At 68.8% G+C, this 20384-nt stretch carries 22 protein-coding genes; 14 read left to right on the forward strand and 8 right to left on the reverse strand.

Going from position 1 to position 20384, the window contains the following annotated elements; translation table 11 throughout:
- Positions 1 to 1188: a cytochrome P450 gene (locus LQ51_RS20250; protein ID WP_197087849.1), complete on the reverse strand. Its 1188-nt coding sequence runs from the start codon at positions 1186 to 1188 to the stop codon at positions 1 to 3.
- A gap of 76 nt (positions 1189 to 1264) precedes the next feature.
- A complete protein-coding gene (locus LQ51_RS20255) occupies positions 1265 to 2341 on the reverse strand; it encodes a helix-turn-helix transcriptional regulator (RefSeq protein WP_052744992.1) in 1077 nt (358 codons plus the stop codon).
- Between the two features lie 321 nt (positions 2342 to 2662).
- On the opposite strand from LQ51_RS20255, the gene LQ51_RS32155 reads away from it, so the two are divergent.
- The 9 genes from LQ51_RS32155 to LQ51_RS20300 all read left to right on the forward strand — a co-directional run bounded on the left by LQ51_RS32155 (position 2663) and on the right by LQ51_RS20300 (position 10409).
- Complete coding sequence (locus LQ51_RS32155; protein WP_197087850.1) at positions 2663 to 3121, forward strand: DUF2000 domain-containing protein; 459 nt, start codon at positions 2663 to 2665, stop codon at positions 3119 to 3121.
- A 36-nt stretch (positions 3122 to 3157) separates the two neighbouring features.
- Positions 3158 to 3817 (forward strand): 2OG-Fe dioxygenase family protein, encoded by a 660-nt coding sequence (locus LQ51_RS20265; RefSeq protein ID WP_046568093.1) that lies wholly within the window; start codon positions 3158 to 3160, stop codon positions 3815 to 3817.
- The gene (locus LQ51_RS20270; RefSeq protein ID WP_046568020.1) at positions 3817 to 4887 is read left to right on the forward strand and encodes a pyridoxal phosphate-dependent aminotransferase; all 1071 of its coding nucleotides are present in this window, start codon (positions 3817 to 3819) and stop codon (positions 4885 to 4887) included. The genes LQ51_RS20265 and LQ51_RS20270 overlap by 1 nt, the downstream gene beginning before the upstream one ends.
- Complete coding sequence (locus tag LQ51_RS20275) at positions 4884 to 5660, forward strand: AzlC family ABC transporter permease (protein ID WP_046568021.1); 777 nt, start codon at positions 4884 to 4886, stop codon at positions 5658 to 5660. Before LQ51_RS20270 ends, LQ51_RS20275 begins: the two co-directional genes overlap by 4 nt.
- A complete protein-coding gene (locus LQ51_RS20280) occupies positions 5572 to 5895 on the forward strand; it encodes a branched-chain amino acid transporter permease (protein WP_046568023.1) in 324 nt (107 codons plus the stop codon). The genes LQ51_RS20275 and LQ51_RS20280 overlap by 89 nt, the downstream gene beginning before the upstream one ends.
- 229 nt (positions 5896 to 6124) lie before the next feature.
- Complete coding sequence (locus LQ51_RS20285) at positions 6125 to 7384, forward strand: M20 metallopeptidase family protein (RefSeq protein ID WP_046568025.1); 1260 nt, start codon at positions 6125 to 6127, stop codon at positions 7382 to 7384.
- Positions 7368 to 8558, forward strand: coding sequence for an NAD(P)/FAD-dependent oxidoreductase (locus tag LQ51_RS20290; protein ID WP_052744995.1), 1191 nt, complete (start codon positions 7368 to 7370; stop codon positions 8556 to 8558). The genes LQ51_RS20285 and LQ51_RS20290 overlap by 17 nt, the downstream gene beginning before the upstream one ends.
- Positions 8551 to 9165, forward strand: coding sequence for a class I SAM-dependent methyltransferase (locus tag LQ51_RS20295; protein ID WP_046568027.1), 615 nt, complete (start codon positions 8551 to 8553; stop codon positions 9163 to 9165). Before LQ51_RS20290 ends, LQ51_RS20295 begins: the two co-directional genes overlap by 8 nt.
- Positions 9166 to 9302: 137 nt before the next feature.
- Positions 9303 to 10409, forward strand: a complete 1107-nt coding sequence (locus tag LQ51_RS20300) for a pyridoxal phosphate-dependent aminotransferase (RefSeq protein WP_156313175.1) — start codon at positions 9303 to 9305, stop codon at positions 10407 to 10409.
- Here the strand turns inward: LQ51_RS20300 and LQ51_RS32885 are convergent.
- The 4 genes from LQ51_RS32885 to LQ51_RS20315 form a co-directional block, all read right to left on the reverse strand.
- Complete coding sequence (locus LQ51_RS32885; protein ID WP_156313176.1) at positions 10342 to 10665, reverse strand: hypothetical protein; 324 nt, start codon at positions 10663 to 10665, stop codon at positions 10342 to 10344. The two genes, LQ51_RS20300 and LQ51_RS32885, sit on opposite strands and share 68 nt — an antisense overlap.
- A gap of 126 nt (positions 10666 to 10791) precedes the next feature.
- Positions 10792 to 11331, reverse strand: a complete 540-nt coding sequence (locus LQ51_RS20305) for a DinB family protein (RefSeq protein WP_231605807.1) — start codon at positions 11329 to 11331, stop codon at positions 10792 to 10794.
- 176 nt (positions 11332 to 11507) lie between these two features.
- Positions 11508 to 12131, reverse strand: coding sequence for a hypothetical protein (locus tag LQ51_RS20310; protein ID WP_046568032.1), 624 nt, complete (start codon positions 12129 to 12131; stop codon positions 11508 to 11510).
- 200 nt (positions 12132 to 12331) lie between these two features.
- Positions 12332 to 13045, reverse strand: a complete 714-nt coding sequence (locus LQ51_RS20315; protein WP_046568034.1) for an alpha/beta hydrolase — start codon at positions 13043 to 13045, stop codon at positions 12332 to 12334.
- On the opposite strand from LQ51_RS20315, the gene LQ51_RS20320 reads away from it, so the two are divergent.
- From LQ51_RS20320 to LQ51_RS20340, 5 genes are all read left to right on the forward strand, one after another.
- The gene (locus tag LQ51_RS20320; protein WP_369799876.1) at positions 13033 to 13242 is read left to right on the forward strand and encodes a VOC family protein; all 210 of its coding nucleotides are present in this window, start codon (positions 13033 to 13035) and stop codon (positions 13240 to 13242) included. The two genes, LQ51_RS20315 and LQ51_RS20320, sit on opposite strands and share 13 nt — an antisense overlap.
- Positions 13243 to 13350: 108 nt before the next feature.
- Positions 13351 to 13938: a GNAT family N-acetyltransferase gene (locus LQ51_RS31420; RefSeq protein ID WP_231605808.1), complete on the forward strand. Its 588-nt coding sequence runs from the start codon at positions 13351 to 13353 to the stop codon at positions 13936 to 13938.
- 97 nt (positions 13939 to 14035) lie between these two features.
- A complete protein-coding gene (locus LQ51_RS20330; protein ID WP_046568102.1) occupies positions 14036 to 14674 on the forward strand; it encodes a hypothetical protein in 639 nt (212 codons plus the stop codon).
- A gap of 225 nt (positions 14675 to 14899) precedes the next feature.
- Positions 14900 to 17092: an EAL domain-containing protein gene (locus LQ51_RS20335; protein ID WP_046568035.1), complete on the forward strand. Its 2193-nt coding sequence runs from the start codon at positions 14900 to 14902 to the stop codon at positions 17090 to 17092.
- Positions 17089 to 17415, forward strand: a complete 327-nt coding sequence (locus tag LQ51_RS20340; RefSeq protein WP_046568037.1) for a hypothetical protein — start codon at positions 17089 to 17091, stop codon at positions 17413 to 17415. The genes LQ51_RS20335 and LQ51_RS20340 overlap by 4 nt, the downstream gene beginning before the upstream one ends.
- A gap of 109 nt (positions 17416 to 17524) precedes the next feature.
- Here LQ51_RS20340 and LQ51_RS20345 read toward each other — a convergent pair whose 3' ends face one another.
- Together LQ51_RS20345 and LQ51_RS20350 are read right to left on the reverse strand one after the other, a co-directional pair.
- On the reverse strand, positions 17525 to 18541 hold the full coding sequence (locus tag LQ51_RS20345) for a leucine-rich repeat domain-containing protein (protein ID WP_046568038.1): 1017 nt from the start codon (positions 18539 to 18541) through the stop codon (positions 17525 to 17527).
- Between the two features lie 153 nt (positions 18542 to 18694).
- The gene (locus LQ51_RS20350; RefSeq protein WP_052744998.1) at positions 18695 to 20236 is read right to left on the reverse strand and encodes an RICIN domain-containing protein; all 1542 of its coding nucleotides are present in this window, start codon (positions 20234 to 20236) and stop codon (positions 18695 to 18697) included.
- Positions 20237 to 20384: the final 148 nt, after the last annotated feature.

Here is a 20384-nt window from a genome sequence, read left to right on the forward strand (position 1 = left end):
CTACCACTGCACGGGCATCCGCTCGGGACCCCGGGTGATCAGGCCGGCCTTCCACTCCACCTGCTCGGGCGGCAGTGCCGGCCGCAGGCCCGGCAGCCGCCGCAGCAGCGTCTCGTAGGCGATCGTCAGCTCGGCCCGCGCCAGCGCCGCACCGATGCAGTGGTGCGGGCCGAGCCCGAACGCCAGGTGCGGGATCTCCGGCCGGGTGATGTCGAACCGGTCGGGCTCGGGCAGCAGCTCCTCGTCGCGATGCGCCGAATACTTCAGCGTGATGACGGTGGAGCCCGCCGGCACGGTCACGCCGCCCAGCTCCACGTCGCGCACCGCCACCCGCTCCAGGCCGGCCTGCGAGATGCGGACGTAGCGCAGGATCTCCTCCACGGCCTGCGGGATCAGCTCGGGACGCGTCCGCATCAGCTCACGCTGGTCGGGGTGGGCGTCGAGGGTGAACAGCGAGTTGGCCAGCAGCGACGCCGTGGTCTCGTAGCCGCCGATCAGGATGATGTAGACGTTGTGTGCGAGCTCGGCCTCGGAAAGGCGGTCCCCCTCGTCCCGGGCCGCGATCAGGTCGCTGAGCAGGTCGTCGCCGGGCTCTCGGCGACGCCGCTCGATCTCCGCGCCGAGGTAGTCGAGCATGTCGCGGCTGGCCTGCCGCATCTCGTCCCGGCTATGCGCGGTGATCGACATCAGGACGTCCATCCAGCCCTGCAGCTGCCGGTGGTCCTCGGCCGGGACGCCGAGCATCTCGGACACCGAGAGGGCCGGCAGCGGTGCGGCGAACGCACTCACGAAATCGACCGGCGGCCCGGCGGCCACCATGTCGTCGACCAGCTGCTCAGCTATCTCCCGCAGCCGCGGCCGGAGCCGGTTCACCGCCCGCGGCGTGAAGGCGCGGTTGACCAGCCCGCGAATCCGGGTGTGGTCGGGGGGATCCATGCTCAGCATGATGTGCGGGCTCATCGGCGCCGGCCGCAGGGTCGCCACGCCGGGCCGGGTGGCCGCCGCGCGGCTGAACGCCCTGTCCAGGAACACCTGGCGCACGTCGCGGTACCGGCTCACGACGTACGCCTCGCCGCCGGATGCGAGCGGCATCCGCGCGACCGGGCAGGTGCGGCGCAGCTCGGCGTGCAGAGGCTCGTCGTCGCGTTCGGGCGGAGAGGGGAACGGGAACGTGCCGGGCTGCGGCATGCGCATCTCCTTCCGTGCGTGAGTCGCAAAGCTGACTCGGCAGTACTCAGTAGACTGACCGACTTTCGCCGGCCGGCTACGCCGGGCTGGGGTCGTCCGCTGCCCGGCGGGGCTCCGGCGTGGCACCGGATGGCGCAACGGTGTCCGGAAGCAACCCCAGCAGGGCGGCTTTCACGCCGGCCTGGAAGCGGCTTTCCACGCCGAGATCCTGCATCACGAGCGCGATGTGCCGGCGGCAGGTGCGGGTCGCCATGCCGAGCCGACGGGCGATCACCTCGTCCTTGAGGCCGAGCGCCATCAGCCGCAGGACGTCGAGACGGACGTCGTTCATCTCGGGCGTCACATCGGTGTCGCTGTCGAACGGGACCGAGGTGAGCCACGCCTTATCGAACTGGGCCGCCAGGAAGCAGACGCAAGCCGGCACCGAGATGCGGAGACCTCCCGGCAGGCGATTGCCTTCGTCGTCGTAGCGAGAGACGAAGGCCACCGAGCGATCGAAGATCACCATGCGCTCGACCGGGTCGTCGGTGGTGCGGACGACACCGCCGGCGTCCTGGATCCGGCTCACGTAGGCGCGGGTCGCGAGGCTGGTTCGCGCGGTGTGCTGATAGATGACGCGCATCCCGACGCCACGCTCCAGCGCCGCCAGGTCACGTGGCAGCGCATCGGCGAGGGTGGACGCTCCTCGCCCGCCACCCGGCTGCGCACTGAGCACCTCGCGGACGCACCGCCGTGACGACGCGGCGATCTCGTTCACCGTCTCGTCCGTGTTGGTGAGTTCGCGAAAACCGGCCCCCGCCGCGGTGGTGTCGCGCCGGAGTTGGTCGTAGATCGGGCGGAGCGCCTTCAACTCGTCACGGATCCGCTGGACGACCATCTGGCGTTCGAGGATCTCGCGTTCCAGCGGACCGTTGAGCGCCATGTCGGCGACGTCGGGATCGACCGGTTCCCGGATCTCGTCCTCGCCCCGCGTCAGCAGACCGAGCGACTCCATTCGGCCGGCGAGGTCGCCGGCCTCGGCTTCGGTGATCTGAAGCACAGAAGCCACGGTCGCGGCCTCGAACGAGCCGCTGTCCAGGCAGCACCGGTACGCAGCGAGCAGGGAGTCGTCGGGGCGCTCCGACTCCTCGTCTTTCCCCGTGATCAGCTTCAACGTGACTTCTCCTATTGGCATGGCCGGATGAGGCCAGCGGGCGGGGGTTGAGTACGAGGTCCGCCCGTGCGACCGTTCTGTCGTCGACCGACGACACGGTTTACGGGGGGAGTGAGCCACATTGATCACGTGTCATTCATTGTATCGGCGTCTTGACGTGGCGAACGGGGCCGGCGCCGACTCCTGGCCGACTGCATTCGCGCGGCGGGGGGACACGGGATGGGATTGACCTCCGGTTAAGCTGGCGCCTGCTCCCACTTTCTGGGAAGCGCCGTCGGGACGGCCTGGCGGTTCGCCGGTGCCCACGTATATTTACGTCCCGTGACTTCAACGGAATCCAGCAATCCCACAGCCGACTCGCAGGAAGCCGGCATTCGCACGGTTATCGTGCTCAATCGCAAATTGGATGTCGGACGCCTCCTCAACGTGGCGGGGCATCTGGCCGTCGGTCTAGCGGCCGGAGCGCCTGATCATGGGCTCTTCGACCTGCAGACATACCGCGACGCCGACGGCGACACGCATCCTGACATCAGCGCCCATCCGGTGATCATCCTGAAGGCCGACAACTCCAACCGGATTGCCCGGCTGCGTGTCGAGCTGAGCGAAGCCGGTGTCCGCAGCGTCGACTTCGTCAACACCATGGCCGACGGCGGCACGGCCCGGCAGCTGCTCGATACGGCAGCCACCGCGGCGGCCGACCTGGAGTATTACGGAATCGCCTTCATCGGCGAACGCGCGATTCTGGACCCGCTGACGAAGAGGTTCAGCTTGTTCAAGTAGGCACGCCCTCCGGTGGCGTGTGATATGGGGGGGACAATGTATTACCGCCTGTTCCAGAACCAGGACAAGGTAAGCCGCGAGTTGATCCGGAGCTTCGCCGACCTGCCTCCGGACAACTACCTGCAGGGCACGGACAGATTCCGATTCCGCGCCTTCGGCCAGGCCGAGGTCAAGGGCGACGAGGTCAACTGGGCCGAGAGCACCTCGTTCTTTCAGGAGACGGAAATCAACGGCTATGCGGGCGGCATGACGCGCAGCTTCGCGCCGCTTCCGCAGCCGGCCCAGCAATTCGCCGAGGAGTTGGTGCGCGACCCGCGGATACGCCGCGTACTGCGCCAGGAGGAATTCTTTATCGGCTGCCACCAGATCCGGATCGTCGCGGACGACTCGTTCAACGGATATCCGGCGCCCGAGGGCTTCCACCACGACGGTTTCGATTACGTGGCGGTCACCAGCATCGCTCACGACAACGTGAGTGGTGGCGTCTCGCTCGTCTCGGTCGCGGACTCGGCCGAGGACGACGAAATCATCCTGGACCGGGCCCTCCCGCCGGGTGAGACCGTGCTCATCGACGATCGCCTGGTGCGCCACTACGTCAGTCCGGTCACGCCGAAGGCGCCCGGCACCGCGACCCGCGACGTCATCGTGATCACCTTTGCGGTGAGCGAGCCTTACACGCGGGAGAACGCGGCCTGATGATCGAGGTCTACTCCATTCAGCAGTGGTTGTTCGACACCGCACACGGGCGGTACGACATCGACCTCGCCGAGAGCGGGGTTCAGTTCCAGCGCGTGGCCGACATCACGATCGACCCCAGCTGGGAACTGGACTACAGCCCGGACCGCGGTGAGGCGGCCACCCGTGAGGCGATTGCGTCGCTCTACGGCCGCACCTCGGCCGATGGCGTGGTCGTCTCGCACGGCGCTCAAGAAGCGTTGTATCTGCTCTACCGATCCCTCCTGCGACCTGGCGACCACGTCGTGACGACTACACCGGGCTGGCAGCAGGCGTGGGAGGTGCCGGCCGCGATCGGCTGCCAGGTCAGCAAGTTCACCTGGCGCCCCGGTACGCCGTTCGACGTCGATGCGCTGATCGCCGCGACCACGCCGGCGACCACCATGATCACCCTGAACAGCCCGAACAACCCGGGCGGCAGGCTGATCGATCCGCAGGCGTGGCGCCGGCTGACCGACTTCGCTCGCAGCCGCGGGATCTGGCTGGTCAACGACGAGGAGTACCTGCTCGACTTCGGCGCCTCGGTGGCGCAGCAATACGAGCGGGGCATCTCGGTCTCCAGTCTGTCCAAGGTGTATGGCCTGCCCTCCCTGCGCTTCGGCTGGGTCGTCTGCACGCCGGAGGTCGCCGAGCAGATCGTGAACTACAAGCGGTACACGACGGTGTCGAACTCGCTGCTCTGCGAGCGAATCGGCACTCGGGTGCTGACCGATCGGCAGCGGCACATCGATCGCTACCAGCGGCTCGTCGACGCCGGCCGGGGAATCCTCGACAGCTTCGCCCGGGACCACGCCGAGCAGCTCGAGCTGGTAGAACCGCAGGGCACCCCGTTCGCCTGGTGCCACCTGCGCGCCGGGCGGTCCGACGAGGTCGTCGAGCGGCTTCTGGCCGAGGAACGGACACTGGTGATGCCCGCCGAGGTCTTCGGCGCCACCGCCGGCCTACGTATCAGCTTTGCACGGCCACCGGCGCTCCTCGAGGAGGGGCTGGCCCGGGTCGGACGGCAGGTGAAGAAGCTGGCCACCCCGTGATCACCACGTCTTCGACCGCCCTGCGTACGGCCCTGCGCGAGACGTTCCCGGTCGCGATGGGGTACATCCCGCTCGGCATGGCGTACGGCGTGTTGCTCGTCCAGACCGGACTGCCGTGGTGGCTCGCCCCGCTGTCGGGTGTTGTGATCTTCGCCGGGGCGATGCAGTTCCTGTCGGTCGGGCTGCTCGCCGCGCACACGCCGCTGCCGGCCATCGCGTTCGCGACCTTCGCGGTCAACTTCCGGCACGTGTTCTACGGGTTGTCGTTTCCCTATCAGCGACTGGAAAGCCGGTGGCGGCGCGCCTACGGCGTCTTCGCCCTGACCGACGAGACCTACTCGCTGCTGGCCGGGCGGCCCGCGGAGGAGTTGCCGGGCGACCGGATCCACCTGATCCAGCTGCTCAGCCAGGGATACTGGGTGGCCGGTGGCACGGTCGGCGCAATCGCCTCGGTGGCGCTGCCGCGCGGCATCGACGGCATCGACTTCGCGCTCACGGCACTGTTCGTGGTGCTCGCGCTCGGGCACTGCGCCCGGCCCGCGAACCTGGTCCCGGTGCTCAACGGCGTGGCCGCCAGCGCGGTGGGCCTGCTGGTCGGCCGCGGGCAGTTCCTTTCGGTGGCGATGGGTGTCTTCCTCGTCCTCACTATTGCCAGGTTCCTGCTCCGTCGTAAGGAGGTGACCGATGACGACGACGTATCTGCTCGCCGCGGTGGCGGTGATCGCGATAGTGACCTTCGCCCTGCGGGCGGCGCCGTTTCTGGCGCTGCGTAGGGTCGCCGCCGCGCCGATCGTGCGGTACCTCGGCGTCGCCATGCCGCCCGGCATCATGATCATTCTGGTCGTCTACTCCGTCTCGTCCGTCTCGTTCACCACGCGCCCGTACGGGCTGCCCACTCTGATCGCCATCGCCGCGACCGCGAGCGCGCACCTGTGGCGCCGCAACGCCCTGCTGAGCATCGTCGCCGGCACCGGCGTCTACATCGCGATGCTGCACCTGTTCCGCTGATCCGCCGGGCCTGAGCCCACCGTCTCCACCTGCCGCGGACCGGGAGAACCCCGGTCCGTCGGTGGCGGCTGCCCGAAACCCGCGAACCACTTTGCGCCGACCGTCGAAAGGAAGTGAATGGCGTGCCGCTCGAACCGCTGCGCCGGTACCGCCCCGCTCAGCCCTGGGAAGTCAGCGACCCGCGGCGCGCCGCATACCGGGTCCCTCCGCCCGACAACGGTGGGCCACGATGAGCGCAACGCCGCGCCCCGTGGGCACGCTCGAGCGGCTGAGGACGATCCGGCGTGCGTTGCACCAGGTGCCCGAACTCGGGCTGCACCTGCCGCAGACGCAACGGCTGGTTCTCGACGCCCTGGCGCCGCTGCCGCTGGAAACGCGCACCGGTGAAGGCCTGTCGTCGGTCGTGGCAGTCCTGCGCGGCGGCGCGCCGGCCGTCGGCGATCGGCGCGCGGTCCTGCTGCGGGCGGACATGGACGCGTTGCCGATCGAGGAGAAGACCGGCCTGCCGTACGCGTCGGCACAACCCGGCGCCATGCACGCCTGCGGACATGACCTGCACACCGCGATGCTGATCGGCGCGGCGGGGCTGCTCGCCGAGCGAGCGGCGAGCCTGCCGGGCGACGTGGTGTTCATGTTCCAGCCGGGCGAGGAGGGTGACGCCGGCGCACGCCACATGATCGAGGAGGGCGTGCTGGACGCGGCCGGCGAACGGGTATGTGCGGCGCTGGCGCTGCACGTGTTCGCCGGCGTCGCCCCGTTCGGCACGGTGCTGACCCGGCCCGGCGCGATCATGGCGGCCTCGGATGCCCTGCGGGTCACCGTCCGCGGTCGGGGCGGACACGCCTCGATGCCGCACACCGCCCGCGATCCGATCACCGCGGCCGCGGAGATGGTCCTCGGGCTGCAGACCGCTGTGACCCGCCGGATCGACGCGCTCGACCCGGTCGTCTGCACGGTCGGCATCATGCGGGCGGGAACGCGACGCAACGTGATCCCCGACTCGGCGTACTTCGAGGCCACGATCCGCACGTTCAGTCACGCCCGGCGGGAGTCGGTCCGGAAACTTTTCCCGCAGGTCATCCACGGTATCGCGGCGGCACATGACGTCACCGCCGAGGTGACGATCGAGCCGTTCTACCCGCCGACCGTCAGCGACGCGGCCGAGGCCGGCCTGCTCCGCGACGTCGCCGCCGGCCTGCCCGGCGCGCGGTACGCGGAGCTTCCGGCGCCGCTGACCACGGCGGAAGACTTCGCGTACGTGCTCGAGCAGGTGCCCGGAGTAATGGCGCTGCTCGGTGCGGGGCCGCGCGGCACGGATGTCGACCGGCAGATACCCAACCACAGCGCGACGGTCCTGTTCGACGACGACGTCCTGCCCATCGGCGCGCGGCTCTACGCCGAGTGGGCCGGACGGCGCCTGCGCGACGCCGCGCCCGCCTCGAGCCACTCGCGTTCAGCGGAAGGTGCCGTACATGCAGCAATCCTGTGAAACCCTCGTCATCGGCGCGGGAATCGTCGGTACCGCGGTCGCGCTATCGCTCGGCCACGAAGGTCTCCGCGTCATCGATGCCGCCGGGCCCGAACTCGCGGGAGCCACCGGTCACTCGCCGGGCTACATCAGCCAACTCGGCTACCACCCTGTGCTGACCGCGATGGCCGTCGAGACGACCGCGCTCTGCGAGCGTCTGACGGGCGGCGACACGCGGGTGTTCGACCGTGTCGGCAGCATCGAGGTCGCGACGACGCCGCGGGGCGCCGAAGCCCAGGAGGCGCGCCGCGCGCTGGCCGCGGAGTCCGGCGTCACCGTCCGCCGGCTGCGGCCGGCGCAGGCACAGGCTCTCGCACCGCAGTGCGTCGACGCGGGTACGGCACTCGGCGCGTTGCACTTCCCGGACGACGCCGTCGTCGACGCGCCGCGGCTCACCGCGCTGCTGCGCGGCCACGCCGAAGCGGCGGGCGCCCGTTTCCATTGGCACGAGCCGGCGCTCAAGCTCGCGCAGCACACCGGCCGCGTCGAGGTGACCACGCCCTCGGGGACGTTCACGGCGGCCCGGGTCGTGCTCGCCACCAGCATGTGGACGCCTGCCCTGACCGGCCCGCTCGGCGTGCGCCTGCCCATCGTCTCGATCAGGCACCCGTTCGTCTACGGGCCGACCGGTCACGCCGCGCCCCCGCGCCAGCCGTTCGTTCGTTTCCTGGAGCAGGCCGTGTACGGGCGCTGGCACGGTGACCGGTGGGGCTTCGGCACCCGCGCGCACCCCGACCACCTGGCCGACATGGCCGGGAGACAACGCGCCGACCTGCCGTGGGACGGTACGTTCGAGGAGACCATGCAGCTGCTCAGCCGGCAGTTCAAGGACTGGCGACTCTTCGCTCCCCGGCAAAGGCTCGACGGGGTGTTCCCCGCCACGCCGGACGCGCTGCCGATGGTCGGTCACCTCACGGGCGACGTGTGGATCGCCGCCGGGATCCTGGTGACGCATGCGCTCGCCGCCGGACGGATCCTCGCTGATCTGATCCGCGGGAGTGCCGATGTCGCGGCCGAGGCGAGCCAGGCGCTCGCGCCGGCTCGCTTCGCCGACCTGGACGAGGAGGCCGCCACGGCCCAGGCCATCGATGCCTATCACGGTCGCATCGCGGTCCGGCGGGCCCAGCATGCCTGAGCCGTCACTGTGGCAGGAGCTCACCGCCCGCGATCCGGGTCATGCCCCCGCGTACGTCGAACGGTTCCGCGCCTGGGAACGCGATGATCGCGTCGACCTCGGCGGCGAGGCGCGCCTGGTGGACGCCCTGGCACCGCGCGGCGCCCGGATCCTGGACGCCGGCTGCGGCACCGGGCGGGTCGGCGCGCGCTTGCACCGGCTGGGCCACACCGTCGTCGGTGTCGACTCCGACGCACAACTGCTCGACGCCGCCCGAACGGATCATCCCGGCCCGACCTGGGTCCGTGCCGACCTGGCGGAACTCGACACCGTGCCGGAGGCGTCCGAGCCGTTCGACGTGATCGTCGCCGCCGGTAACGTCATGGTGTTCCTGGGCCCGCCGACCCGCCGGCCGGTCCTGACCCACCTGCGCCGCCGGCTGACGCCGGACGGGCGGCTGGTCACGGGGTTCGACCTCGATCGGGGCTATGGACGACCGGAGTTCGAAGAGGACGCCCGGCACGCGGGTCTCGTCGTGGAGCACACGTTCCGCACCTGGGATCTGCGTCCAGCCGGTGCCGACCCGGCGTATGTGGTCTACCTCATGACGCCCGGGACAGCCGAGTGAGCGCGTTCGAGCCCAGTCTCGACCGGCTGTGGGAGCGCGGCTCCCTGCGCTGGCAACGCCGGTCCGCCCCGGACGCGGTCCCGCTGACCATCGCGGAACTCGACGTGCGCACACCGCCCTTCGTCCTGGACGCCGTCATGGGCCGGCTGACCGGAACCGGCGTCGGCTACTACGACCCGGCGGCGTTGCGCGAGCGGTGCGCGGAGTTCGGCGAGCGGGTGTTCGGGATCACCGGCTTCGCCTGGTCGCGAACGTGCTCGGACACCCTGCAGGCGTGCCGGACGGTGGTGGACGCGCTCGTAGCGACCGACGGCACGGTCGTCGTGGAGGAGCCGCTCTACCCCGACCTACGGCGACTGGCGCGCTATCCACGCCGGCGGCTGCTGACCGTGCCGGCCCCGCCCGTGCCCGGCGCGCCCGCCGACTGGGAGCTGATCGCCACGACGCTGAAGGCCGCCGACTGCGCCCTGCTGTGCCACCCGCACAATCCGCTCGCGACGGCGTGGTCGGCCGGCGGCATCGACCGGTTCCTGGAGCTTGCCGCGCGTGCACGGTGCGCGGTGGTCGTCGACGAAGTGCACCTGCCGCTCTCGGGCCGCCCGTCGTTCATGTCCCGGGCGGCCGGTCACGACGCCCCGGTGGTCGTGTGCACGTCGCTCTCCAAGTCGATCGGATCCAGCGGCACGAAAACCGGATTCGCCTACGCCAACGCCGCGGCCGCCGAGCGCATCGGCGGTTTACCCGACGAGGCCTTCCCGTCGCCGGACACGTTCGGTGCCGCCATATCGCTGGCCTTCCTGGACCACGGGGCCGGTTGGCTGCCGCGGGTGCGCGCCGAGCTGGACGCAAACCGCGCGGCCCTGGCGTCCTTCCTGCCCGAACTCGGCATCGGGGTGGCGCTCGCCCCGGGCGTGACCGGCCTCATCGGATGGATCGAGGACGAGTCGGATCACCTGTCCCGCCTGCTGTCGATGGCCCGCGTCGACCTGCTGCCCGCCAGCCATTACGGGTCGGGGCCCGGTTCGGGCTGGCGCATCAGCTACGGGGTCCACCATGACATCCTGGACCTGGTGTTCGACCGCCTTCGGCAGGCCCGGCACGAAGACCTCGGGGCGCTGTCCGAACCGCGACCCGGCCCACGACTGCCCGGCGAGGCGATCCGCAACGTGGCGACAGTCACCGCTCTCGTAGCACGCGGGTGCGCGCCGCGAGAGCGAAAACTCCAGGCAGAACGGCCGGAATGAGTCCCATGAAGCCGACGACCAGAAGGACCCGCTGGGCTATGAGGTGCCGCCCGTGCGCATAGGCGACCGTCGCCCAGATGGCTAGCACACCGACAATCAACAACCACGCCAGCATGAGTTCGTCGAGCGGGTACGGCAGGGACTGTCCCCACGCGTCGGTCAACTGTTCCAGTACCCCAACAGCCGCCAACGCCGACAACCCGGAGAAACCAGTCAGTGCAATCGTGACGACTCGGCGTGAGGTACTGACCGGCATTCAGGGCTCCTTGATCGCAGGTAGATCGCCTCCTGCCGTGCGACGAGGAGGCTTCTCTGGCTTCTTGTCGCAGCGGCGGCAGCCTTGGCTGGCGGCGGTCCTTCTGCTGACCCACCGCCCGGTGGCTCACAGGCCGGTTCGTCCGTCGATGCACTCGCGCAGGAGGTCGGCGTGGCCGGCGTGCCGCGCATACTCCTCGATCACGTGGACAAGCACGTCACGCGCGGCGTGGCTGCCACCGTCGACCAGCACCTCGCGGCCCAGGTCGGCCTCCTCAAGGGCGTCGAGCCATTCGTCCGCCTTGGCGGTCTCGGCCTTCCAGGTCGCGAAGGCGTCCTCCACCACCGCTGGGTCGGGGACCGCGCCCCCGAAGTCCCAATCCGGGTCGTCCTCGTGTTGGTAAAGGCAGGGTGCGTCGGTCCGCCCTTGCAGCACCCGCTGAAACCAGTGGTTCTCCATCTGGGCCAGGTGGCGGACCAGGCCGAGCAAGCTCAGGGTGCTGGGCGGTACCGAGCGTCGGCCGAGCTGCTCGGCGTCCAGTCCTTCGCACTTCATCTCTATGGTGAGGCGGTAGTTGTCGAGGTACTCCCGGTAGGTTGCCTTTTCGCCGACGGGCTGGCCGAAGGTCCTGGGGTCGTCCTCGGGGGAGGTCCACAACTTGCTCACGGCGCCACCCAATCGCGGGCGGACCGCACCGGTCAAGCTGGTTGCGGTGCCTCAACTCCGACGGCCGTCAGAAGAAATTCGATCTCCGCTCGCTCATCGGCACGACCGCGCGGTCCGCGGCAGCTGAGGATGGCGGCGCGGCGGTGACCGGTACGGTTGCTGCTGCGATCAGCCGGTCAGTCGCGCGGCGGGGAGGCGGCCGATCGGCGGCCACCATGCGAGGCGACCAGGGCATCAGCCACGATCGCGGCGTCCGCCTCGGCGACGTCGGCGGGATACTCCGGCAGGAGGTCATCCCAGACGGGCAGCCAGGATCCGAAGAGCTGCGCCTGGCCCTCCGGACGGGCGAAGAACCAGACGTGCAGGTGAGCGGCGCCGTCGCCGACGCGGTAGACGTGGGCTCGCGAGATGTGCGGCAGAGCCTGCACGTGGCGGACGATCCGCGTGGTGAGCAGTCCCAGCTCCGCGGCGAGATCGTCGGGGAGATCCGCCATGTCATGGTGATCGCGCGGGTAGAGCATCAGTACCAGCGGCACGCCCACTCCCGGGACACGGGCCAACCGCCAGTGATCGTTGAACCAGATACCCTCGTCGCGTTCCCGGCAGTTCCGGCACTGCGCCGGATCCTCGCCGTGCCGGGCGGGCTCGGGCAGCACCGGCGGCCGCAGCGGCGCGACGCGCAATCCATCCTGTTCGAACGGGCTGATGTCCCATCCCGTCATCCGCGCCAGCGGAAGCCGCCGCTCGCTGTCCGCGACGGCCGTCGCGTGGTCATAGAACTGGTCCGGACGCAAGGCCATGGCGCGAAGACTAGTACAACCAAGATCCAATCGCTATTCATCGCTACAACGTGGGCTGCCGCCTCGGCCCGGCGGGCGGCCACCCGCGGGGTGGCACGGATTCGACGTGGAAACCCCCTTACCGGCCATGAGCGGTCACAGCGCGTGAGCCTGCTTGGCGCGGGCGGCAGGCGCGGCCGGCGCTTGAGCGGCCGTCCGGCTCAAGGCGCTCGGTCGGCCCAGCTACGTGCCATGACGGTGATTCGTTCGGCCACTGCATCCGGGTCGACGAGTTGATGCAGGTGCTCGCCGGGAACCTGCTCGACATCCCAGCCGCGTTCTCGCGCCTCCTGCGCCATGTGGTGGTAAGGCGGCCCGAAGAGGAGGTAACCGCACGGTCGGTCATCCCAGCCGGCAGGCACCGGAACCTCCTGCTCGTAATAGCTCAGTGGAAGCCGGGGCTGCTCGGCCGCGACGACGGATCTTGTTTGTGGATCGGGGAACAGCCGGGCGACCTCGTCCTCCGGCCACCATGTCGTCCACCGCGGCAACCGACCTTCGGTCGCCATGGTGCGCAGCTTGTGCAGCCGCTCGGGCGTCGTCGCAGGCGACGCACCGGTACGGGCGGGCAGGCTCGCATCAACGAACAGGCACCCGGCGACCGGAGGCCGAACCGCATGCGCAATGACCGGAACGAACAGGCCGGCGTTGCTGTGCGCGACGATCAGGATCGGCTCGCCGTGCGGAAACTGGTCGACGGCGTCTTTGACCTTGCTGACGACGCGTGGCCAGAACGGCGGTTCCTCCGGAATCGTCACGTCGACCAGCGACGGGATTGCCGTCACCATGCCGAGGGATGCCAACCTGGTCGCGACCGGAGCCCAGCTCAGCGGACCCAACAGCAAGCTATGCACAAATACGAATGCGGGAGCCATCAGCGAACTATCCTCGACACCGCAACCGTATGCACCTTGACGTCGCCGTCCCGCATGATCAGGCCGAGGCTCGCATCGCCGCCGCACTGGCCGCGGGCGGCCAATTGGTATCCGATGCGCACGCACCGAAGTGGTGGGTCCTGGCCGACGCCGAGGGCAACGAGGCGTGCGTCGCCACCTGGGTCGGCCGAGAATAGCGGCCTGCTCGAAGGTGCAGGGCCACGATCGACCGTAGCGACGCGTGCCCGCTGATGCGATCGGGCACGGACAGGCACACTGGCCTGACCGTCGGCCACACTTGCGGCATGACGACGACGATCGTGCCGATTACCTCCGCCCATCCGGCGTTCGATCAGGTAGCTGCTCTGTTCGACGACTACCGGGCGCACTACGGCCAACCGTCAACCCCGGAGACCACCCGCTCCTGGCTGCATGATCAACTCGCACAACACCGGATCTCCGCCGCTGCCGCCACCCGAGCTGATCGCGTCTGCGGCTTCATCACGGTCATGATCATGCCGGCATCGCTCATGCTGGGCACCTCATGGTCGATCCGCGACCTCTACGTGGCCCCGAGCCATCGCCGCAGCGGTATCGCGAACGCCCTGCTCCAGCACGTCATCCACAACGCCCGTGCCGCTGGCGCGCATCGCGTCTCTCTCCAGACCGAGACCGACAACACCCCCGCGCTGACGCTCTACACCGACATCGGCTTCCAGCCCGTCACCGGCCTGGAACTACTCAACCTCACCTTCGAGCGCACCCGCCAAGATCCAGGAGACACGGCCCGGACGGACCGGTTCCACCGGGTCTCGATCGGGGAGGATGTACCGGGATGCGGTCGCACACGGCTCGGAGCCCCCGCATCGCGGTCCGGGACGACAGCATCGTGACGTGCGCGCATCGGCAGTTGCGGACGGCTCCGTCGGGCGGCCAACGGCCTGAGGGTGCACCGAAGTTATGGGCGGTCGGCTGACATACCGTCTGGTGATGGCGTACGCGGGCTCCCGGACCATGAATGTCGGAACCTGGTTGTTGCCCGAGGACGAAGACGCCTTCGACCGGGCCTTGCGCGACACGTCCCCTGGCGCCGCATGGCAATGCTCGCAACCGGGGCCGCCGGGACTTCACCCAGTCCACCTCCACGGCTCACTGGCAAACGCGATGGCCTGCGGCGGCCGGGGAATTCAGGCGTTCCTGCACCTGCCGATCGGCGCGAGCCTGCCATCAACCGTCACGCTTGCCGACGACGTCCCACTGCCGGACGGGCCACCGATCGCAGCCACTGTTCAACTCCTGCGCTCGACGCGCCGACATGACCCCGACGGTACGTACTGCGATCACGACGCCGGCTACCAGCACCCGGTAGGCGGTCCGTACTTTGATGCCGGCCGGTTGGCCGTTCGCTGGTTCGAGGACGACGTCGGTTCCGGCGCACACGAGGTCCTCCTGCGGCAGACGCGGGAGGTTCGGTCGGTGCTGACAGCCACTACTGGGCCGGCTCGCATCAAAGATCAAAATGGCAGACCGCTGACTGGCTATCGCATCGGTCCGGCCGCTCAGGCGATGGCCGAAGCGACGGGCACCCTTCTCGGCCGCCCTGGATTACAGCGGTTCCAGCTCGGCTGAACCTGCCGCGATCTCGATGTCAGTCAGCGCACTCAAGGGAGATCGCTCGTAGGCAGTCTGTGCTGGCCGACGACCGCTACCGCAGGTGCCGGTGTAAGTGGTGGCGACGTGACGGAAATCTGACCTCCCGCTCAGTGCGCCAGGCCTCCGAAATGGTCGGTAGGGTGACTGTTGGCATCCGTCTGAACTCAAGCGGTAGCCGCCGCGGGTCGCTTTGGGGGGTAGATGGCACCGAGTAAACGTTGGGCGGTCCTGATCGGAGTCGACCAGTGCGGCCGAGACGTCCAGTTGCCGCCGCTCCGGTTCGCCGAGAGCGATGCTCTCGCGTTGCGGGACGTGTTGTTGGACGAGGAGGTCGGCTCCTTCGACGGCACGGTGCAGATGTTCCTCGGTGCCGAGGCCACCTGGCGTGAGATAAAGGTCTTCCTCCGTGGCCTGGCTCTGCAGTCTGAGCCGTCGGATGTCCTGTTCGTCTACTTCGCCGGCCACACCCTGGTCCCGCAATGGACTGATCAACTGGATGCCTACCTGGTCACGGCGGATCTCGATCCGGCGGTGCTTGCCCACGAACCAGACAACGGGTTGCGGATGTCTTTCCTCAAACGAGACATCTTCGACGCCTTCGCCGGGGCATCGTTCCTCGTGCTCGACTGTTGCCACGCGGGCATCTACGCCGACGCGGACCGACGTAACGCCAAGGTCCTGCAGTCGTACGCCGAAGCGGTGGATCGGCCCAGGCACAATGCGCTGCTTGCCTGCCCGAGCGGATCGGTGACCCGGGAGAGCGTCGAGAACGGGCACGGCACGTTGACGTACCACGTGCTGCGGGCGCTGCGGGGTGAGGCCGGCGACGAGGCGGGACAGGTGTCGTTCGCGCAGATGGCGACGTACGTGGCCAGGCAGGGACTGGATCCGCCGCCGGTGCACACGGCGCACGTCTACGGGGCCACCACCGTGCTGACGCACCGACCTATGTCCCGGCGCGACCGGCAGGTACTCAACAGTCCGGCGAACCCCGGGATCGCGCGCCCCTGCCTCAATCCACTCGAGGACCAGACGAGCTCGATCCGACAGCTGCTGGACCGCCTGTTCCGCGCCGACACGCGCTCGGCACACCACTCCGCCCAGGGCAAACGCGACGGGCGCGTGGACCTCATCCGGTACGCGCTGGACGCGGAATCGGCGGCGGTGGTGGAGTTCACCGGGCGCAGTTTCGCCGTGGTGAACCAAACGGCACTGTTCGACAAGGACGTGCTGTCACCAATGCTGGAGACCGCCGCCACCGACCGGACGAAGCATCCGACTGCGACACCGGGATACGTCGTCTCGCACGGCGTCAGCCGCCGCATGCTCTGCGTGCCACTTTCGTTTGCCGGCGACCGAACGCTCACTCTCGCCGTGGTCGACCCGGCAGCTGCCCAGCTGGACATCGGCGAACCGCTGGCCGTCATGCTTCGAGCCGTCTGGGATTCCGACCCAGCGGCCGATCCCCTGCAATCGGAGATGACGGTCCTGACCGCCCTGCGCCGGTCCTTCGGGCGATTGCCACTCAAGCTGTACGAAGACGCGTTCAGCCTCTACCAGCAGCTGATCAACTCGATGATCATGGTGTTCCAGCCGGTCGTCGAGCTGGACCAACGCGCGACCGGGGTGAGCGTCCAGAGCTTCGAAGCGCTCGCCCGCCGCAACGACGGCGAGCCGCGCGCACCCTGGTCGGCGCTGCGGATGGCCCATGACTGGGGCGACCGCTTCATCGTCGAACGCGATGCCATCCTGGTGACCAAGGCGATCCATTCCTACGCCGAGGCAGACGCTGCCTCCGAATGGCAGGGCACCAAGCCGCTGTCGGTCAACGTCGCGGTCCGCTCGCTGCTCAGCGACGCGTACCTCGGGCAGGTGAGCAAGGCGCTCGCCGAGGCGGGACTGCATCCGCGGACCCTGACGCTGGAGATATCCGAGCAGGACCCGATCACACCCGAGCCGGGAGAGCTATGGCCGCAGGAGCCGCTGGTCTACTTCCACAACCGGCTCACGGCGTTGGCCAGAGAGCTGCGGATCAGCTTCGCGGTTGACGACTTCGGAGTGGGCTACGCGTCGCTGGCGCGGATGGCGGAGCTCCCGCTCACCCAGATCAAGGTCGACCGGGCGATTCTGCACCACCCCATGGCGTTGGAGGAACTGACGCTCGTGACGCAAATCGCCCGCTACGCCAGCGATCAGGGGCAGACCGGCCAACCCAGGACGGTCATCGTCGAGGGTTTCGACGATGACGCACCCGTCAGTCTCTACGACATCTTCCGGTTGGGCATCCATCACGTGCAGGGCTACTTCAGTGGCGCGACCGCGTCGCCCACCCTGTGTGGACTGGAGCCGGCGATCCAGGAGCGGATCGCCTCACTCGTGAGAGGGAAAAAGTGAACAGCGTCAAGCTGCTACTGCCGGCGGAAGTGATCGAGGAACTCGATCTGCCCTACGAGGGAGTTCGCGATACCGGCGCGATCACCCTGGCCGTCGAGGGCGTCGCCGTGCTGGCGAACCTGGCCACCCTGGCAACGCTGCAGCCACAGGCCGAGGCGCTGGTCACCGCGATACGCAACTGGCGCCTCCGCAACCGGGAGAAGCCGGCGGTGCTCACCGTCGAAGGAGCGAACATCAGCCTGCGGATCGAGCTGCCACCCAACGTCGACCGGGCGGCCCTGCTTCGGCAACTTGAACCACTACTGAACGAAGAGATTCGATAGAGGGTGGCATTGGGCCGCACTGCGGTCAGGTGCGCCGTCTGTTAGCGCTCCTTGACCGCGGAATCGGCGCCTCCGGCGGGGACCCCCGGCAAAGGTGGGCTTGAGATGATCAAGCGGTGGTGCCAGGGCGCTCTCCGCCGCTGACGTCTGTGTCGGAGTGGTCCGGATCGGGTGCGCGGCTCTCCAGCCAGTCGGGCCTCTCGGCGAGCGGATTTCCGTCGAGGTGCAGGTCGGTGAGCGCGGTCAGATTCCGCAGCGAGTCCGGCAGCTCGGTGAGGTGGTTGTTGCTCAGCCAGAGCGTGGTGAGCGCGGTGAGATTGCCCAGTGAGTCCGGCAATGTCGTGAGGCCGCTGTCGGACAAGCCGAGGTGAGCGAGGCCGGTGAGGTTCCCCAGCCAGTCGGGCAGACCGGTGAGCGGGTTGCCTTCCAGGTACAAGGCGGTCAGGCGGGTGAGGTCCCGTACCGGATCGGGCACCTCAGTGAAGGCGTTGTCCTCCAGCCAGAGCGTGGTGAGATTGGTGAGGCTGCGCAACGAATCCGGCAGCGCGGTCAGCCTGTTGCGATCCAGCGCCAAGCGGGTCAGGGAGGTCAGGCTCCCCAGCCAGGTCGGCAGTATCGCGAGGCGATTGTTGGACAGACAGAGACAGCCGAGGGTGGTGAGCCTGCTCAACGTGACCGGCAGTGTGGTGAACGCGTTGTCGTGCAGGTACAGGTCGGCGAGGGAACCGAGATTGCCCAGGGAGTCCGGCAGGTTGGTGAGTTTGTTGCCGGAGAGGTGCAGCTCCGCGAGGGCCGGAAGGCCCCCCAGCCAGTCCGGCAGATCGATAAGCCGGTTGTGGCCCAACCGGAGTTCGGTGAGGGCGGTGAGGTTCCGCAACGAGTCCGGAAGCCCGCTGAGGCGGTTGCTGGACAGGCTGAGCTTTGTGAGGGTGGCGAGGTTGCCGAGCCAGTCCGGCAGTCTGGTGAGCAGATTGCCGTCCAGTCGCAGCTCGGTGAGTGCCGTGAGGTCGGCCAACGAATCCGGCACGTCGCGCAGGCCGAGAAGGGCCAGGTCCAGTGAGGTGGCGTGGGTTTCCAGCGCTTCGTTGATGCGGGCCTGAGCGGGTGGAACCATGCTGACCTTCAATGCGGTGATTCGACGGTCGCGCCGTCGTCGCGCCCCGAACGAGGATACGTGGCCGCGGCGAGCACCGTCCGGGCCGCGACCGACGCGGGCTGAGGGTGGACACAGGTGGTCTCCGTACTGGCCGGAGGTGTTCCGGCAGCGGCCGGAGGCCGGTCACACGGCCGTACGCGACCACTGCTGGTTGGCGCCGGTGTTGCACGTGTACTGCTTGAGGACCACGCCGTCCGCGGTCGACGCGGCCGGTACGTCCACGCACTTCCCGCTGTGTCGTGCCCGGAGCTGGAAGTAGCCGCCGTTGGCGACCATCTGGAACTGCTGATTGGCGCCGCTGCCGCAGGTGTACTGGATCAGCTCGGCGCCGTCGGCGGTGGACGCGCTCACCACGTCGAGGCACTTTCCGCTGTTGCGGCTGATGAGGCGCCAGTAGCCGCTGCCGGCGTCCTGGAACTGCCACTGCTGCCACGGATTGCCGTTGTACGTGTACTGGCCGACGCGCGCGCCGTTGTCGGTGTTCGGCGCCTGGACGTCCATCGCCTTTCCGCTGTGGCGCACGGTGACCCGGTAGAACGTACCCGTCGACGGCGGCGGGGTGGTGGGGCCGCCGCCGATGGTGTCGCCCCAGGCATAGCGGACCTGGTCGGCGCCGGAGGTGTTGCGGACGGTCAGATTGAGGTCGGTGCCGCCGCCGCTGAGCGAGTACATCGAGTACCAGTCGTAGCCGATGGTGCCGGGCTTGCCGCCGAGCGCGGGCCAGTAGGTGCCGCCCATCTGGTTGTCGCGCATGACCTGGGCCATGGCGCGGATGTAGCGCACGAAGTTGTCGGTGCTGTTCGCGTCGGCGTAGTTGCGGCCGTCGTTCATGGGCGCGCCGAACTCGGTGGCGACGGCCCGGCTGGCGCAGGTGCCGAGGCGGGCCTGGATGTGGCTCCGGAAGGCGTCGTAGGTCATCGCGCTGTAGAAGAAGGCGTAGTAATGGAACGAGAGCAACGCCGAGTTGAAGCGACTGTCGTTGCAGATGTCCCGCAGATCCTGGCTGAACCCGGTGCCCCCGATGAGCACCCGGCTGGGCGCCGCCGAGTAGTGGTAGCTGAGCCAGTTGGCCGCGACGTCGCGCCACTCGGTGGAGCTGTAGCCGTGCGGCTCGTTCATCGGCTCGAAGTAGACGTTGGGGTTCGAGCCGTACGTGTTGGTCACCGTGGACCACATCGTGTTCCACGCGGCGAGGTTCGTGATCCTGCCGCCGGAGGCGGCGCCGTCCTCCCAGTAGGCCAGGATGACCTTGAACCCGCGGGCGGTGGCCGCGTCGATGGCGCCTCGGTAGGCCTCCCACCAGGCCGTCCCGACCGTGTGGGTGTTGATGGGCAGCCGGACGGTGTTGACTCCCATGGTGGACGCCATGTCGTCGTAGAGGGCATTGGCCTTGGCCCGCACCGTCGCGTTGCTGTCGGAGGAGCTCAGGCCCTGCACGACGAGGGGACCGGTGCTGAAGTTGTCGCCCAGCACGGCCCAGTTCATGCCTCGGAACTGGCTGGTGGCGGCACTGGCCGGCGACGCCATGACGACGACGCCGCCGACCAGCGCCGTCATCGCGGCCACCAGCCCGATCAGCAGCCGGCGTGACGGCCGGGTGCTCCGCGATGGTCCCGCCGGGTGGCGCCGCTGCGGCGTGTTGCGCGTCAGGAAGTGGTCAATCACCTGATCCAGCCCTTCTGGATGCGTACATCGGACTGTTCGCCGAAGCCGCTGCCTGCCGCCCGCCGTGGTGCCACGGCCATCAGTCTTGCCAGACGATCATCGTTGTTAGCGCTAACATCACTGGTCACCGCAGCCCGCGGCTCTGCGG

This window comes from Micromonospora sp. HK10 (assembly GCF_000982955.1).
Classification (GTDB): domain Bacteria; phylum Actinomycetota; class Actinomycetes; order Mycobacteriales; family Micromonosporaceae; genus Micromonospora.

Coding starts and splice junctions, on each gene's coding strand:
- LQ51_RS20250 (WP_197087849.1), bottom strand. CDS start 1,188: ATGCCGCAGCCCGGCACGTTCCCGTTCCCCTCTCCGCCCGAACGCGAC.
- LQ51_RS20330 (WP_046568102.1), top strand. CDS start 14,036: ATGGCGTACGCGGGCTCCCGGACCATGAATGTCGGAACCTGGTTGTTG.
- LQ51_RS20285 (WP_046568025.1), top strand. CDS start 6,125: ATGAGCGCAACGCCGCGCCCCGTGGGCACGCTCGAGCGGCTGAGGACG.
- LQ51_RS32885 (WP_156313176.1), bottom strand. CDS start 10,665: ATGCCGGTCAGTACCTCACGCCGAGTCGTCACGATTGCACTGACTGGT.
- LQ51_RS20280 (WP_046568023.1), top strand. CDS start 5,572: ATGACGACGACGTATCTGCTCGCCGCGGTGGCGGTGATCGCGATAGTG.
- LQ51_RS31420 (WP_231605808.1), top strand. CDS start 13,351: ATGACGACGACGATCGTGCCGATTACCTCCGCCCATCCGGCGTTCGAT.
- LQ51_RS20320 (WP_369799876.1), top strand. CDS start 13,033: ATGCGGGAGCCATCAGCGAACTATCCTCGACACCGCAACCGTATGCAC.
- LQ51_RS20295 (WP_046568027.1), top strand. CDS start 8,551: ATGCCTGAGCCGTCACTGTGGCAGGAGCTCACCGCCCGCGATCCGGGT.
- LQ51_RS20315 (WP_046568034.1), bottom strand. CDS start 13,045: ATGGCTCCCGCATTCGTATTTGTGCATAGCTTGCTGTTGGGTCCGCTG.
- LQ51_RS20310 (WP_046568032.1), bottom strand. CDS start 12,131: ATGGCCTTGCGTCCGGACCAGTTCTATGACCACGCGACGGCCGTCGCG.
- LQ51_RS20300 (WP_156313175.1), top strand. CDS start 9,303: ATGGGCCGGCTGACCGGAACCGGCGTCGGCTACTACGACCCGGCGGCG.
- LQ51_RS20335 (WP_046568035.1), top strand. CDS start 14,900: ATGGCACCGAGTAAACGTTGGGCGGTCCTGATCGGAGTCGACCAGTGC.
- LQ51_RS20290 (WP_052744995.1), top strand. CDS start 7,368: ATGCAGCAATCCTGTGAAACCCTCGTCATCGGCGCGGGAATCGTCGGT.
- LQ51_RS20270 (WP_046568020.1), top strand. CDS start 3,817: ATGATCGAGGTCTACTCCATTCAGCAGTGGTTGTTCGACACCGCACAC.
- LQ51_RS20265 (WP_046568093.1), top strand. CDS start 3,158: ATGTATTACCGCCTGTTCCAGAACCAGGACAAGGTAAGCCGCGAGTTG.